The organism is Streptomyces mutabilis, assembly GCF_046628145.1.
GTDB classification, from domain to species: Bacteria; Actinomycetota; Actinomycetes; order Streptomycetales; family Streptomycetaceae; genus Streptomyces; species Streptomyces mutabilis.
The window spans coordinates 4,138,917-4,153,116 of record NZ_CP176874.1; the positions used below are offsets into that span (position 1 = coordinate 4,138,917).

Below are 14,200 nucleotides of genomic sequence, written 5' to 3' on the forward strand. Positions count from 1 at the left end.
GATACGCTGGCGGGTGCCAGCGGCGGACAGACAGCGCGGAGCGGATCGGAACATGCGGAAGCCCACCACCCGGATGTGGATCTGGCTGACCGTCGCGGTCGTCGCCGTCACCGGCGGGCTCCTCTACGTCGACAGCCACCGCGTCTCCGCCGCCCCGCACGCCGACGACGCCAAGTGCGACAAGGTGGTCGACCGCCTCCCCGACGACATACCCGGCGCCTCGCGCGACTGGGCCCTCGGCGACGGCGTCGCCTCCTGGGGCGGCCAGAAGGCGGTGTTCCGCTGCGGCGCCGAGGAACTGCCGCCGAACATCAACCTCTGCGTCACCGTCGACGGCGTCGACTGGGTCCTGGACGAGGAGCGGCTCAAGCGCGACGGCGTGAGCGTCCTGCGGACCTACGGGCGCTCCCCGGCCGTCGAGTTCACGTACACGGGGCCGCGCGAGGAGGTGGGCGGCATCCTCACCGCGCTGGATCCTGCCGTGAAGTGGCTCCCGCAGGAGCGGAAGTGCGTCGGCCTCCAGGACGCCGACGTCGTGCTGTAGCCGCTGGCGCCCGACAGGCGTTGACGGCCCGCAGCCGCAGCCGCAGCCGCAGCCGCTGACGCCCGGTAGCCGTTCGGCCCCTTTCGCCGGGCGCCGGAGCGGGGCGTGGTGTCGGATCGTGGGCATGACCGACCGTGACCGCGCCGCTTCCTGCCAGGGCCCGTACGGTGGCGAGGGCGACCCGGGGGACTGCGGCGACCCGGCCCGCTTCGAGGTCGCCCGGCACCGCAGGACGCCGCTGCGGGTGTGCCCCGTGCACCTGGGGCCGTCCCTGCTGCTGGCGGACGCGGTGCTGTGGCCGCCGGGAATCTCGCTGATCCGCTGAGGGACGCCGGGCGGCGAAGTGATTCACTTGCGAGACCCCGGAGCGGGGCCTCGAGGACACGGAGGGACGTCGTACGGTGCTCGGACGACCTGAGGCGTTGGCGGAGCGCTTCGAGCGGGACCGCCCCCGGCTGCGTGCCGTCGCGTACCGCATCCTCGGCTCCCTGAGCGAGGCCGACGACGCCCTCCAGGACGCCTGGCTGCGGGCAGACCGCGCGGACACCTCCGAGGTGGAGAACCTCTCCGGCTGGCTCACCACCGTCGTCGCCCGGGTCTGCCTCAACATGCTGCGCGCCCGCGACACCCGTGGTGAGCAGCCGTTGGACGAGGGGCCACGGACAGGAGTGCCCGGCCCCGATCCCGCGGAGGAGGTCCAGCTCGCCGACGAGGTCGGTTTCGCGCTGCTGATCGTCCTGGACACCCTGGGCCCCGCGGAACGGCTCGCCTTCGTCCTGCACGACATGTTCGACGTGCCCTTCGACGACATCGCCGCGATGCTCGACAAGACCCCCGCCGCCACCCGCCAGCTGGCCAGCCGCGCCCGCCGCCGGGTCCGGGGCGTCCCCGCGCCCGACGCCGACCTGCCCCGCCGGCGCCGTGCGGTCGACGCCTACCTGGCGGCCACCCGCGGCGGCGACTTCGACGCGCTGGTCTCCCTGCTCCACCCGGACGTGGTCCTGCGTGCCGACGCGGCGGTCGTCCCGACGCCCGGGCCCGTCGCCGTCACCGGCGTCGAGCAGGTCGCCAGGGGAGCGATGGCCTCGATGGCGCGGGCACGGCTCACCGGCGTGGTCCTGGTGGACGGCCGGGTCGGCCTGGCCATGGCCGAGAACGGCAGGCTGCGCGTGGTGCTCCGCTTCACCTTCGCGGACAACGGTCTCATCACCGGCATCGACGTGATCGCGGAGCCGGACCGACTGGGCGAACTGCGCATCTCGGGCATAGGTGCATAGGCTGAAGCTGTACACGTCGCGCCGGCAGAAGAAGGTGAGTGCGATGCGTGTGCTGCTCAAGGCGACGCTGGACACGGAGAAGTCGAACGAGGTGATCCGCAACGGCAGGATGGCGGACCTGATCAAGGAGACCGTCGACCACATCAAGCCGGAGGCCGCCTACTTCGGCACCATCGGCGGACGGCGGACCGCCCTGATGGTCTTCGACATGCAGGACAGTTCGCAGATGCCGCCGATCGGTGAACCGTTCTTCCTGGAGCTGAACGCCGAGGTCGACCTCTGTCCGATCATGAACGGCGACGACCTGGCGAAGGGGCTCTCCCAGATGCGCTGACCGCCCGTCGGCGGATCAGCTGAACACGATCATCGATCCCTGCGCCAGGCTCCGCGTGGCCGCCGCGTGCAGGCCCAGCCACACATGGCGCTCACGGGCGAAGGGGCTCGCGTCGTACGGCGCGGGAACGGCCGGTTCCTCCAGCTCTGTCGGGCCGAGCGGCGGCGCCGGGGGTGCCGGGGGGTTGGCGGGATCGATGCCGAGGACCGGGGCGACGGCCTCCAGTTCCCGCAGCAGGGTGTGCGAGGAGCCCAACGGGCCGCCACCCGCCAGCAGTTCGTCACTGGAGAGCGGGTGCGGGAAGTCCACGGGCACGTAGGCGCCCGCGTGGTCGTAGTGCCAGACCAGGTGCGACTGCTGGGCCGTCGCCTCGAACATCTCCAGCAACTGCTCGTAGTCCCCGCCGAGTTCGTCCACCGGCGTCACGGGGAGCCCGCAGACCTGGAGCAGGTAGGCCCGGCGCAGGAAGTGCAGGGCGTCGTAGTCGAATCCGGCCACCGGAGCGACCTCGCCGGACAGTCCCGGCATGTACTGGTACACCGGCACCGGCGGCAGCCCGGCCTCGGCGAGCACCTTGTCGTATTGCGCGAGTTCCTCGGCGAACGGGTTGTCCGGGGTGTGGCACAAGACGTCGACGAGCGGTACCAGCCACAGGTCACAGGCCAAAAGAGGGCTCCTCACACAGCACGGCGGGCGGGCGGGACGGTCTGGAAGCGTAGTCGGTGCGCGGTGCGTGCAGGTCCCATACCCATCTGGGGCCCGGCCACGACACCTCAGGCGTTGGTCATCGCCGGGAGAGCCGCTCGATCAGGGCGAGCGAGTGGGCGTTGTACGCGTCGATCAGCGCACGCGCGGCCGGGGCGTCGCGGCGGGCGAGGGCGTCGACCAGTTCGGTGTGCCCGCACCACAGGGCGCCGCGCAGGTCGCTGAGCCGCCGCAGGTGCTGCACGGTGCACACCCAGCTCTGCACGCGCAGCCGGTGCAGGAAGTCGGCGAGGTAGCGGTTGCCGAAGAGCACGGCCAGCTCGCGCCAGTACCGCAGGTCGTAGCCGATGAGGACGGTCAGGTCCCCGGCCGCGGCGGCGCGCTGGGCCTCCTCGCCGCGTCGGCGGACCCCGGCGAGCGCGGCGGCGACCCGCGGGGCGTCCGGGTCCGGTCCGCCCCGCCGGGCGCCTTCGAGGGCGAGGAACATGCCGCCGATGACGAGACTGCGGGCCTCGACCATGCCGCGGAAGTCGTCGACCGAGTACTCGTGCACGCGGAAGCCGCGGTGGTGGTCGGCCTCGAGCAGCCCCTGCGCGGACAGGTCGACCAGCGCCTCGCGCACGGGCGTCGCGGACACCCCGTACTGCTCGGCGATCTCCTTGACCGTGAACTCCTGCCCCGGCTGGAGCCGCCCGGCCAGCACCTCGTCGCGGAGCGCGTCGGCGATCTGCTGCCGCAGGGTGCTGCGTGTGACGGCACCGGTGTGGCTGGGGCCGGGCATGGTCGGGCGGTCTCCTCGTCGCGTACGGGGGGGCGTACTCGTACACACGTCTGTGGCGTGCTCGCACACATGTCTACGGTGTACGAGCACGCCACCTTACGCGCTCGGGTCGCTTCCCTGCCCGTATGCGGGCAGGCCCCTTACTCGGTGTACTCGTCCGCCACGGACAGTGCCGTGTCCAGGGCCGCGAGGCCCTCCTTCAGCTCGGCCTCGGAGATGTTGCACGGCGGCACGACATGGGTCCGGTTCATGTTCACGAACGGCCACACGCCGTGCGCCTTGGCGGAGGCGGCGAAGGCGTTCATCGGGGTGGCGGCCTGCCCGGTCGCGTTGTAGGGGACCAGCGGTTCCCGGGTCTCGCGGTTCTTCACCAGCTCCAGCGCCCAGAACATGCCGGTCCCGCGCACGTCGCCGACGCTCGGGTGCCGCTCGGCCAGTTCCCGCAGCGCCGGCTCGACGACCTCGGCGCCGAGCCGCGCGGCGTGCTCGACGATGCCCTCCTCCTCCATCACGTTGATGGTGGCGACGGCGGCGGCGCAGGCCAGCGGGTGCCCGGAGTACGTCAGGCCGCCCGGGTAGGGGCGCTCGGCGAAGGTCGCGGCGATCTCGCCGGAGATCGCGACGCCGCCCAGCGGGACGTAGCCCGAGTTCACGCCCTTGGCGAAGGTCATCAGGTCGGGCACGACGTCGTAGAGGTCGGCGGCGAACCACGTGCCGGTCCGTCCGAACCCGGCCATGACCTCGTCCAGGACGAACACGATCCCGTACTTGTCGCAGATCTCGCGCACCCCGGCCAGATAACCGGCCGGCGGCATCATGATCCCCGCCGTGCCCGGGATCGTCTCCAGGATGACGGCGGCGACGGTCCCCGGGCCCTCGAAGGCGATCGTCGTCTCCAGGTGCTCCAGCGCCCGCGCGCACTCCTGTTCCTCGGTCTCGGCGTAGAAGCGCGAGCGGTACAGGAAGGGCGCCCAGAAGTGCACGACCCCGGCCGTGCCGCCGTCCGAGGCCCAGCGGCGCGGGTCACCGGTGATGTTGATCGCCTGCTGGGTGCCGCCGTGGTACGAGCGGTACGCCGACAGCACCTTCGGCCGGCCGGTGTGCAGCCGCGCCATCCGCACGGCGTGCTCGACGGCGTCCGCGCCGCCGTTGGTGAAGAAGATCTTGTCCAGGTCGCCGGGCGTCCGCTCGGCGATCAGCCGCGCCGCCTCCGAGCGGGCCTCGACGGCGAACGCGGGCGCGAACGTCGTCAGCTTCGCCGCCTGCTCCTGGATCGCGGCGACGACCTTGGGGTGCTGGTAGCCGATGTTGGTGTAGACGAGACCGCTGGCGAGGTCGAGGTAGCGCTTGCCTTCGTAGTCCCAGAAGTACGACCCCTCGGCGCCGGCGACGGCGAGCGGGTCGATGAGCTCCTGCGCGGACCAGGAGTGGAAGACGTGCGCACGGTCCGCCGCCTTCACGGCGGCGCCGGCCTGAGGATCGGGCTGAGGGGTCATGCGGCCGAGGGTAGGTGTCCGCGATGCGGAAACGTAATCGGCGTCCTGTCTGTGGACGGAGGCTTTCCGCGACAGGTTGTCGACGGGAGCCGGGGCGGAGGCGGCGGAGGCGGTCAGGAAAGCCATTGACAGCTTGCTGTCTAAATGACAGCCTTCTGTCATAGGCACTCATGGGCGCCTCGCCCTGGGCACCGCTTTGAGGAGGAGTCATGAACGGCACCCGCAAGCCCGTCCACCTCGCCGTGTACGACACCCTGGCCGACTGGGAGACCGGACACGCGACGGCCCACCTGGCCCGCGCCGGGTTCCCGGTCCGCACCGTCGCCCCGACCACCGCTTCCGTCACCAGCGTCGGCGGCCTGCGCGTCCAGCCCGACCTCGCCCTCGCGGACCTGCGCCCCGCGGACAGCTCGCTCCTGATCCTCCCGGGCGCCGACCTCTGGGACGCGGGTGACGACCTCGCCCCCTTCGCCCGCGCCGCCCGCGCCTTCCTGGACGCCGGCGTCCCCGTCGCCGCCATCTGCGGCGCCACCGCCGGACTGGCCCGCGAGGGCCTGCTCGACGACCGCGCGCACACCGGCGCCGTCTCCTTCTACCTGGCCGCCACCGGCTACGCGGGCGGCGGGCGGTACGTGGACGCCGACGCGGTCACCGACCGCGGCCTGATCACCGCCGGCCCCACCGAGCCGGTCGCCTTCGCCCGCGAGATCCTCGGCCTGCTCGGGGTGTACGAGGGCGAGGTGCTGGACGCCTGGTACCGGCTGTTCCACGATTCCGACCCGCAGGCCTACGCCGTACTGGAGAAGGCGGGCGCCGCGTGAGCGGCCGGGAGCGGCAGGACCTGCTCAGCCGCGCCGCGCTCGGCGTCTTCCGGCTCAACGGCCAGTTCCTCGCGGTCGCCGAGGAACTGGCCCGCCCCGCCGGGCTCACCGCCGCCTGGTGGCAGGTGCTCGGCGCGGTCCTGCCCGAGCCGCTGCCCGTCTCCGGCGTCGCGCGCGCGATGGGCATCACCCGGCAGAGCGTGCAGCGCGTCGCCGACCTGCTGGTGGAACGCGGCCTCGCCGAGTACCGGCCGAACCCGGCCCACCGCCGCGCCAAGCTCCTCGCGCCGACGGACGCGGGCCGCGCCGCCGTCTCCCGCATCGACCCCGGACACGCGGCCCTCGCCGACCGGTTGGCGAGGGCGTACGGGTCGGACGCGGAGCTGGCCGAGGCGGTGGCCGCCCTGGAACGCCTGTCGGAGGTGCTGGGCGCGCTCGACGGCCCGCCCGTTACGGAACCGTAGAAGTAGACCGGCTCCCCGTACGGCCGCCCCGCACTATCCTCGGTCTGTTGCTCACGTGGGTTCACGTGCGGGGGGAAGGCGGCGCGAACATGCAGAAGCTCGGGGGCGGGGACCCGCGTCACATCGGGGCCTACCGGCTGCTGGGAAGACTCGGCGCGGGCGGCATGGGCCACGTCTATCTGGCCCGCTCCGACCGGGGCCGCACGGTCGCGGTGAAGCTGGTGCGCGAGGAGCTGGCCGCGCAGGAGGAGTTCCGGGAGCGGTTCCGCAAGGAGGTCGAGTCCGCGCGGCGGGTCGGCGGCCACTGGACGGCTCCGGTGCTGGACGCCGACACCGAGGCCGCCGTGCCCTGGGTCGCCACCGGGTACGTCGCGGGGCCCAGCCTCCAGCAGGTCGTCGGGCACGACCACGGCGCCCTGCCCGAGCGCTCGGTACGGACCCTGGCGGCCGGGCTCGCCCACGCCCTCCAGGACATCCACGCCGCCGGGATCATCCACCGGGACCTCAAGCCGTCCAACGTGCTCGTCACCATCGACGGCCCCCGGGTCATCGACTTCGGCATCGCGCGGGCCCTTCAGACGGTGACCGACGGCGGGCTCACCCGCACCGGCGCGCTCGTCGGCTCGCCCGGCTTCATGGCACCCGAGCAGGTGCGCGGCGACCGCATCACGCCCGCCTGCGACGTCTTCTGCCTCGGTTCCGTCATCGCCTACGCCGCCACCGGCGAGCTGCCCTTCGGCGCCGCCAACAGCGGCGTGCACGCGCTGATGTTCCGCATCGCGCAGGAGGAGCCCGACCTCGACCGGGTGCCCGAGGGCCTCGCCGACCTCGTACGGGACTGCCTGAAGAAGGACCCCGCCGCCCGCCCCGCCCTCGCCGAGGTACTGGCCCGCACGGGCGCCGAGGACACGGTCGCCGACGGCCGCTCCCGCGAACCGTGGCTGCCCGGCGCGCTGGTCGCCCAGCTCGGCCGGCACGCGGTGCGGCTGCTGGACGCGGAGAACCCGGAGTCACCGGCAGCGGCGGCTCCGCCGCCTGACGTCCCGGACCCGGACCGGGACCGGCCCTCGCCCCCCGACGGGGATCCGTCCGGTCCACCGCCCCCGCGCGAACCGGGCAGTGGCGGCGGCGCCCCGCTGAACCACCTGCCCACACTCGTCGCGGGCCAGAGCCCTCCGGCCCCCCCGCCCGCCTCCCACGGCCACGCCTCGCCCTACGGCGCGCCGCAGCCGGTGCAGCACCCGTACGGCGGTCTCGGCTCGACCCCGCCCTACGGGCCGCCGCCGCACGGGACCCCGCCCTACGGGCCACCGCCGTACGGGCCGCCGCCGTACGGTCCGCCCCACGAGCCGGCCGGAAGAGGCCGCTCCACCGCGCTCCTGGTCGTGGTCGCCCTGGTGGTGGCGCTCGGCGCCGGAGGCTCGGTCTACGCGCTGATGAGCGGCCAGGACGACGGCGGCAACCGGGCCGGCGGCGACCCCACGAGCACCGCGACGGCCGTGTCCCAGGGACAGGGGCAGGGGCAGGACCCGACGCCGGACGGCTCGGCCCCGACGACGGAAGCCGACCGGCCCACCACCCCGACGCCCCGGGACGGCACGATCCCCACGGCGTACCTGGGCACGTGGAGCACGACCATCGACAACGCCTCCGGCGTCCACACCCGGCGGCTGACCATCCAGCAGGGCGAGGTGGGCGACACGGTCCTGTCCCTCGTCGCCGACGGCCCGGCGGGCAGTGGCAGCTACCACTGCGTCTTCGAGGCCGACCTGTCAGCCGCCCCGGACTCCGACGGTCCCCTGAGCATCGGCCCCTCGACGGTGACGGTGGGTCCCGCCGCCTCCTGCGCCCCGGGCGAGCCCACCACGGTCACCCTGCTGCCGAACGGCAGCCTGCGGCGGGTGAACAACGACAACGGGGAGAGCCTGACCTACACCCGGGAGTGAGCCCCCGCGGCCCACAGGCACCGCGGCTCGCACAGTGCCGTCGCTCGCACAGGCATCGCGGCTCACACAGGCACCGCGGCCCACACGGTCACCGGGGCTCGGGGGGTCGCTGTCTCGGCATGTTCGGGCGAGCCCCGTTCGGTGCCACGGAGAATCGTCCGGCCCCTCCGCCCCCGGCCTCGGAACGCCCGGCGCCCCCGCCGACCGCCCCCCACTGCAACCCCAGCGGAGCGACCCCGCTGCGGAAGTCCACCATCCAGTCCGCCGTCTCCGCCCGCACCAGCTCCGTGACGTCCTCGGAGAACCGCCGCAGCACCGTCAGACACCGCTCGGCCGCCTCGCTCGCCGTCCCGTCCGCCGGACCCAGCACCTCCCGCACGCTCTCCGACGCCCAGTCGAACTGGAGCATCTGGAGGCGCCGCTGCACCGCCTGCGCCGTGGCCACGTCCCGCATCCACCCGGACGTCACCCCGAAGTACCGGTCCCCGGCCACGCACGCGACCGCCAGCAGCAGCGCGAGATAACCCCAGGGCGCGGCCCCGTCCACCATCCCGGACATGTCCAGCAGCGGCAGCGCCGCCCCGGCGAGCGCCCCTGCCGCGGCCCCGCCCCGCAGCGCCACGGCGCCCCGGCGCTTCCACACGCGGTCCGCGAGATACCAGGCCGCCGTGTCCAGCGCACCCCGCTCCACCCACCGGTACAGCTCGTCCAGCCGCTCCGCGGGCAGCGCCCAGTCCCCGAGCGGAAACGCCCGCCCGGTCAGGTCGCCCGGCCGGAGCCCGGCCGCCCCCTCACCGCCCCGCCCGTCGTGCGGCGGCCTCTCGGGCTGCATCTCCGGCTGACCCACCCGGCACTCCCTACTGCTCACCGTCCGTGAGGACCTGAAGACAGAAGAACCTGAAGACTGAAGACCGGAGACCCGCGGACCCCGTACACCGGAACCTTCCTACCGCCCAATGGGTGGCCCGGCCCCGGGTTCCGCAGCTTTTCCGCCCGGAAGAGGGCGTTGATCAGGTATAGGGCTCCCGCGGTGTCACTCGAAAGAGTGCTGGAGCGAGGGCCGCCCGGACCACGTAGGCTCGTGCCGAACGGCAAATCCCGCGGCGACCCCGCGGCGACAGCGGCGACAGGAGCTGAACGTGATCCCCGGTGGTGGCCAGCCCAACATGCAGCAGCTGCTCCAGCAAGCCCAGAAGATGCAGCAGGATCTGGCGAAGGCCCAGGAGGAACTGGCGCAGACGGAGGTCGACGGCCAGTCCGGCGGCGGTCTGGTGAAGGCCACCGTCACCGGCTCAGGCGAGCTGCGCGCCCTCGTGATCGACCCGAAGGCGGTGGACCCGGAGGACACCGAGACCCTCGCCGACCTGGTCGTGGCGGCCGTCCAGGCGGCCAACGAGAACGCGCAGAACCTCCAGCAGCAGAAGCTCGGCCCGCTCGCCCAGGGCCTGGGCGGCGGCGGCATCCCCGGCCTGCCTTTCTGAGTTCGCCTTTCTCAGACCGGCCGAAGCCCTCTACCGTACGTAGTGCAGGAACCCCAGGAAGGACGGCAGTCCGTTGTACGAAGGCGTGGTCCAGGACCTCATCGACGAACTCGGGCGGCTGCCCGGCGTCGGTCCCAAGAGCGCGCAGCGGATCGCCTTCCACGTCCTCCAGGCGGAGCCGACCGACGTACGGCGGCTCGCCCAGGCCCTCATGGAAGTGAAGGCCAAGGTCCGCTTCTGCGCGACCTGCGGAAACGTCGCGCAGGAGGAGCAGTGCAACATCTGCCGCGACACCCGGCGTGATCCCGCCGTCATCTGCGTCGTGGAGGAGCCGAAGGACGTCGTCGCCATCGAGCGCACCCGCGAGTTCCGCGGGCGCTACCACGTGCTCGGCGGCGCGATCAGCCCCATCGACGGGGTCGGCCCCGACGACCTGCGTATACGGGAACTTCTCGCGCGGTTGGCCGACGGTACGGTCACGGAACTGATCCTGGCCACGGACCCGAATCTGGAGGGCGAGGCCACGGCCACGTATCTCGCCCGCATGATCAAGCCCATGGGCCTCAAGGTCACCCGCCTGGCCAGCGGCCTCCCGGTGGGCGGCGACCTGGAATACGCGGACGAGGTGACCCTCGGCCGCGCCTTCGAGGGGAGACGACTCCTAGATGTCTGACGCCACGCTGCACGCGACCAACCAGAACCCGGACGACTTCGCGGTACAGATCGCCGACCAGATCGAGAGCTTCCTGGTCGCCGTCACCGAGGTCGCCAAGGGCGACGAGCCGGACTCCGCCGTCCCCTTCCTCCTTCTGGAGGTCTCCCAGCTCATGCTGGCCGGCGGTCGCCTGGGCGCCCACGAGGACATCGTCCCCGACGAGCGCTACGAGCCCGACCCGGGCCCCGAGCTGGACGTGGACGAGCTCCGCGAGAACCTCGCCCGCATCCTCGACCCGATCGACGTCTACTCCGAGGTCTTCGACCCGTACGAGCCGCGCAAGGCGCCGGTCCCGGCCCGTATCTCCGACGACCTCACCGACGTCATCACCGACCTCCGCCACGGCATGGTCCACTACAAGGCGGGCCGCACCACGGAGGCCCTGTGGTGGTGGCAGTTCTCCTACTTCTCCAACTGGGGCTCCACGGCGTCCGCGACCCTGCGCGCCCTCCAGTCCGTCGTCGCCCACGTCCGCCTGAACCAGCCCCTGGAGGAGCTGGACGGCCTGGACACCGACCAGGACCTCGGCGACGAGACCCTGGAGACGGAGGCCGGCAAGGTCATGGTGCGGGAGATCGCGGGCCCGCTGGGGCTGCGGCCGGTGCGGTGACGCGGTCCGGTCGCGTGGGCCGGGGACGGGTGTCGCGCTGGAAAGCGTGAGCAGAACGGCCCGGAGTGTCATCGGTCGGCGTTCGTCGCCGCGGTTCAGCCCGGAGCCTTCTACGACACCGGTGCGTTGAGCGTGCGGGAGGATCCGGGGCGCCTCCCCCTTGTGAACGTGTGACACAGGGCACTTTCCCGAGTGACCCGCGCCCTCCTGGGCATGAGCCTGCCTGGACGGGCCCGGAAGTCTCACCATGCGATACCGCAGGGGGGAATTTCGGACGCTCGATAGAATGAGCCGACCGCAGTACATGTACGTACGTGCGGAAAGAGACGGATTGAGCGAGGAGCGCACGTGGGCCTTGTCGTGCAGAAGTACGGAGGCTCCTCCGTAGCCGATGCCGAGGGCATCAAGCGCGTCGCCAAGCGGATCGTGGAAGCGAAGAAGAACGGCAACCAGGTGGTCGCCGTAGTTTCCGCGATGGGCGACACGACGGACGAGCTGATCGATCTCGCCGAGCAGGTTTCCCCGATCCCTGCCGGGCGCGAACTCGACATGCTGCTGACCGCCGGGGAGCGTATCTCCATGGCGCTGCTGGCCATGGCGATCAAAAACCTGGGCCACGAGGCCCAGTCGTTCACCGGCAGCCAGGCCGGAGTCATCACCGACTCGGTCCACAACAAGGCCCGGATCATCGACGTCACGCCGGGTCGCATCCGCACCTCGGTGGACGAGGGCAACGTCGCCATCGTGGCCGGCTTCCAGGGCGTCAGCCAGGACAGCAAAGACATCACCACGCTGGGCCGCGGCGGCTCCGACACCACGGCCGTCGCCCTCGCCGCCGCGCTCGACGCGGACGTCTGTGAGATCTACACCGACGTCGACGGCGTGTTCACCGCCGACCCGCGCGTGGTGAAGAAGGCGAAGAAGATCGACTGGATCTCCTTCGAGGACATGCTGGAGCTCGCGGCCTCCGGTTCCAAGGTGCTGCTCCACCGTTGCGTGGAGTACGCCCGCCGGTACAACATCCCGATCCACGTGCGGTCCAGCTTCAGCGGACTTCAGGGCACGTGGGTGAGCAGCGAGCCGATCAAGCAAGGGGAAAAGCACGTGGAGCAGGCCATGATCTCCGGTGTCGCGCACGACACCTCCGAGGCCAAGGTCACCGTCGTCGGTGTCCCGGACAAGCCGGGCGAGGCCGCCGCGATCTTCCGGGCGATCGCCGACGCCCAGGTCAACATCGACATGGTCGTGCAGAACGTGTCCGCCGCCTCCACCGGCCTGACGGACATCTCCTTCACCCTGCCGAAGACCGAGGGCCGCAAGGCCATCGACGCGCTGGAGAAGAACCGCGCGGGCATCGGCTTCGACTCGCTGCGCTACGACGACCAGATCGGCAAGATCTCCCTGGTCGGCGCGGGCATGAAGAGCAACCCGGGCGTCACCGCCGACTTCTTCACCGCGCTGTCCGAGGCCGGGGTGAACATCGAGCTCATCTCGACCTCCGAGATCCGCATCTCGGTCGTCACCCGCAAGGACGACGTGAACGAGGCCGTCCGCGCCGTGCACACGGCCTTCGGGCTGGACTCCGACAGCGACGAGGCCGTGGTCTACGGAGGCACCGGGCGCTGATGGTCGACATCGCGGGTGCCGGGCGCACCGGGCGGCCGACCCTGGCCGTCGTCGGAGCGACCGGCGCCGTCGGTGCGGTCATGCTCCAGATCCTGTCCCAGCACGCGGACGTCTGGGGCGACATCCGCCTGATCGCCTCGCCGCGCTCGGCCGGCCGCAAGCTGGCCGTGCGGGGTGAGGAGGTCGAGGTCGTCGCGCTCGGCGAAGAGGCCTTCGACGGGGTCGACGTCGCCATGTTCGACGTGCCCGACGAGGTCTCCGCGCAGTGGGCGCCGATCGCCGCCGCCAAGGGTGTGGTGGTGGTCGACAACTCCGGCGCGTTCCGGATGGACCCGGACGTGCCGCTCGTCGTGCCCGAGGTCAATCCGCACGCGGTGCGGATGCGGCCGCGCGGGATCGTGGCCAACCCCAACTGCACGACGCTGTCCATGATCGTGGCGCTGGGCGCGCTGCACGCCGAGTTCGGGCTGCGGGAGCTGGTCGTCTCGTCGTACCAGGCGGTGAGCGGGGCCGGGCGGGACGGCGTGGAGACGTTGCGGCGGCAGCTGTCCCTGGTCGCCGGGACCGAGCTGGGTACGCACCCCGGTGACGTGCGGCGGGCCGTCGGCGACGACACCGGGCCGTTCCCGGAGCCGGTCGCGCTGAACGTCGTGCCGTGGGCCGGGTCGCCGCGCGAGGACGGCTGGTCCTCGGAGGAGATGAAGGTGCGGGACGAGTCCCGCAAGATCCTGGGGCTGCCGAACCTCCCGGTGGCGGTGACCTGCGTACGGGTCCCGGTCGTCACCACGCACTCGCTGACCGTGCACGCCCGTTTCGAGGGCGAGGTGACGGTCGACAAGGCCCGGGAGATCCTGGCCACCGCGCCCGGCGTCGTCCTCTTCGACAACCCGGCCGCGGGCGAGTTCCCCACCCCCGCCGACGTCGTCGGCACCGACCCGACCTGGGTCGGCCGGGTGCGGCGGGCCCTGGACGACCCGACGGCGCTCGAACTCTTCGTCTGCGGGGACAATCTGCGCAAGGGAGCCGCGCTGAACACCGCTCAGATCGCGGAACTGGTCGCGGCCGAGTTCGGCTGAGCGCGGGTCACCGGCCCGACGGACAGGGGCCGGTGGGGCGATACGTCCCGGCAGCCGTGGGGTTCGTTTGTAGGATCCGTGGACGAGATGTGATCCGGAAGTCGGTCCGGACTACTTGTACCCGGCACCTGTGGCATCAGAGGATTTCCTCCCCGCCCTCCGCAACCGTGCGGAGGGCGGGGAGCGTCTTTGCGGTCACCCATTCAGGGCGTGGGGGCGCGTGAGGTGGCGCGGGGACGCCGAGGGCGGGCGTGGGGACGCTCGTTCACATGGGACATAGGGGAAGAGCGGGACGATGAGGGCCTATGACGCACCGCCGGCCGG

At 72.2% G+C, this 14,200-nt stretch carries 16 protein-coding genes; 12 read left to right on the forward strand and 4 right to left on the reverse strand.

Annotation, left to right across the window (positions count from 1 at the left end):
- Nucleotides 1-52 precede the first annotated feature (52 nt).
- The 4 genes from ACLIN4_RS18580 (at nt 53) to ACLIN4_RS18595 (ending at nt 2,155) form a co-directional block, all read left to right on the forward strand.
- Entirely contained in the window at nt 53-544 is a 492-nt protein-coding gene (locus tag ACLIN4_RS18580) for a DUF3515 family protein (RefSeq protein ID WP_100045310.1), read from the forward strand.
- Nucleotides 545-668: 124 nt separating this feature from the next.
- Nucleotides 669-869 carry a hypothetical protein gene (locus ACLIN4_RS18585; protein WP_100045311.1) on the forward strand — a complete coding sequence of 67 codons (201 nt, stop codon included), beginning with the start codon at nt 669-671 and terminating at the stop codon, nt 867-869.
- Between the two features lie 76 nt (nt 870-945).
- On the forward strand, nt 946-1,821 hold the full coding sequence (locus ACLIN4_RS18590; RefSeq protein WP_107477905.1) for a sigma-70 family RNA polymerase sigma factor: 876 nt from the start codon (nt 946-948) through the stop codon (nt 1,819-1,821).
- A 43-nt stretch (nt 1,822-1,864) separates the two neighbouring features.
- Nucleotides 1,865-2,155, forward strand: coding sequence for a hypothetical protein (locus ACLIN4_RS18595; RefSeq protein WP_107477904.1), 291 nt, complete (start codon nt 1,865-1,867; stop codon nt 2,153-2,155).
- A 15-nt stretch (nt 2,156-2,170) separates the two neighbouring features.
- Here ACLIN4_RS18595 and ACLIN4_RS18600 read toward each other — a convergent pair whose 3' ends face one another.
- The 3 genes from ACLIN4_RS18600 to ACLIN4_RS18610 all read right to left on the reverse strand — a co-directional run bounded on the left by ACLIN4_RS18600 (nt 2,171) and on the right by ACLIN4_RS18610 (nt 5,137).
- Nucleotides 2,171-2,821 carry a hypothetical protein gene (locus ACLIN4_RS18600; RefSeq protein ID WP_107477903.1) on the reverse strand — a complete coding sequence of 217 codons (651 nt, stop codon included), beginning with the start codon at nt 2,819-2,821 and terminating at the stop codon, nt 2,171-2,173.
- Between the two features lie 118 nt (nt 2,822-2,939).
- The gene (locus ACLIN4_RS18605; protein WP_100045314.1) at nt 2,940-3,641 is read right to left on the reverse strand and encodes a GntR family transcriptional regulator; all 702 of its coding nucleotides are present in this window, start codon (nt 3,639-3,641) and stop codon (nt 2,940-2,942) included.
- A 140-nt stretch (nt 3,642-3,781) separates the two neighbouring features.
- Complete coding sequence (locus ACLIN4_RS18610; RefSeq protein WP_381911057.1) at nt 3,782-5,137, reverse strand: aspartate aminotransferase family protein; 1,356 nt, start codon at nt 5,135-5,137, stop codon at nt 3,782-3,784.
- Between the two features lie 209 nt (nt 5,138-5,346).
- Between ACLIN4_RS18610 and ACLIN4_RS18615 the strand changes: the two genes are divergently transcribed.
- The 3 genes from ACLIN4_RS18615 to ACLIN4_RS18625 all read left to right on the forward strand — a co-directional run bounded on the left by ACLIN4_RS18615 (nt 5,347) and on the right by ACLIN4_RS18625 (nt 8,368).
- Complete coding sequence (locus ACLIN4_RS18615; RefSeq protein ID WP_382086653.1) at nt 5,347-5,958, forward strand: DJ-1/PfpI family protein; 612 nt, start codon at nt 5,347-5,349, stop codon at nt 5,956-5,958.
- Nucleotides 5,955-6,422: a MarR family winged helix-turn-helix transcriptional regulator gene (locus tag ACLIN4_RS18620; RefSeq protein WP_100045317.1), complete on the forward strand. Its 468-nt coding sequence runs from the start codon at nt 5,955-5,957 to the stop codon at nt 6,420-6,422. Before ACLIN4_RS18615 ends, ACLIN4_RS18620 begins: the two co-directional genes overlap by 4 nt.
- Nucleotides 6,423-6,511: 89 nt before the next feature.
- The gene (locus ACLIN4_RS18625) at nt 6,512-8,368 is read left to right on the forward strand and encodes a serine/threonine-protein kinase (RefSeq protein ID WP_411576026.1); all 1,857 of its coding nucleotides are present in this window, start codon (nt 6,512-6,514) and stop codon (nt 8,366-8,368) included.
- 88 nt (nt 8,369-8,456) lie between these two features.
- On the opposite strand, the gene ACLIN4_RS18630 is transcribed toward ACLIN4_RS18625, so the two are convergent.
- A complete protein-coding gene (locus tag ACLIN4_RS18630; protein ID WP_100045319.1) occupies nt 8,457-9,215 on the reverse strand; it encodes an SLATT domain-containing protein in 759 nt (252 codons plus the stop codon).
- Between the two features lie 292 nt (nt 9,216-9,507).
- Here ACLIN4_RS18630 and ACLIN4_RS18635 point away from each other — a divergent pair, with 292 nt between their 5' ends.
- From ACLIN4_RS18635 to ACLIN4_RS18655, 5 genes are all read left to right on the forward strand, one after another.
- Nucleotides 9,508-9,849: a YbaB/EbfC family nucleoid-associated protein gene (locus tag ACLIN4_RS18635; protein ID WP_107477898.1), complete on the forward strand. Its 342-nt coding sequence runs from the start codon at nt 9,508-9,510 to the stop codon at nt 9,847-9,849.
- Nucleotides 9,850-9,922: 73 nt separating this feature from the next.
- Nucleotides 9,923-10,522, forward strand: coding sequence for a recombination mediator RecR (recR, locus tag ACLIN4_RS18640; protein ID WP_073726473.1), 600 nt, complete (start codon nt 9,923-9,925; stop codon nt 10,520-10,522).
- Nucleotides 10,515-11,174: a DUF5063 domain-containing protein gene (locus ACLIN4_RS18645; protein WP_107477897.1), complete on the forward strand. Its 660-nt coding sequence runs from the start codon at nt 10,515-10,517 to the stop codon at nt 11,172-11,174. Before recR ends, ACLIN4_RS18645 begins: the two co-directional genes overlap by 8 nt.
- Nucleotides 11,175-11,522: 348 nt before the next feature.
- Complete coding sequence (locus ACLIN4_RS18650; protein WP_043371704.1) at nt 11,523-12,800, forward strand: aspartate kinase; 1,278 nt, start codon at nt 11,523-11,525, stop codon at nt 12,798-12,800.
- Entirely contained in the window at nt 12,800-13,876 is a 1,077-nt protein-coding gene (locus ACLIN4_RS18655) for an aspartate-semialdehyde dehydrogenase (protein ID WP_289908641.1), read from the forward strand. The genes ACLIN4_RS18650 and ACLIN4_RS18655 overlap by 1 nt, the downstream gene beginning before the upstream one ends.
- The last annotated feature ends 324 nt before the right edge of the window (nt 13,877-14,200 follow it).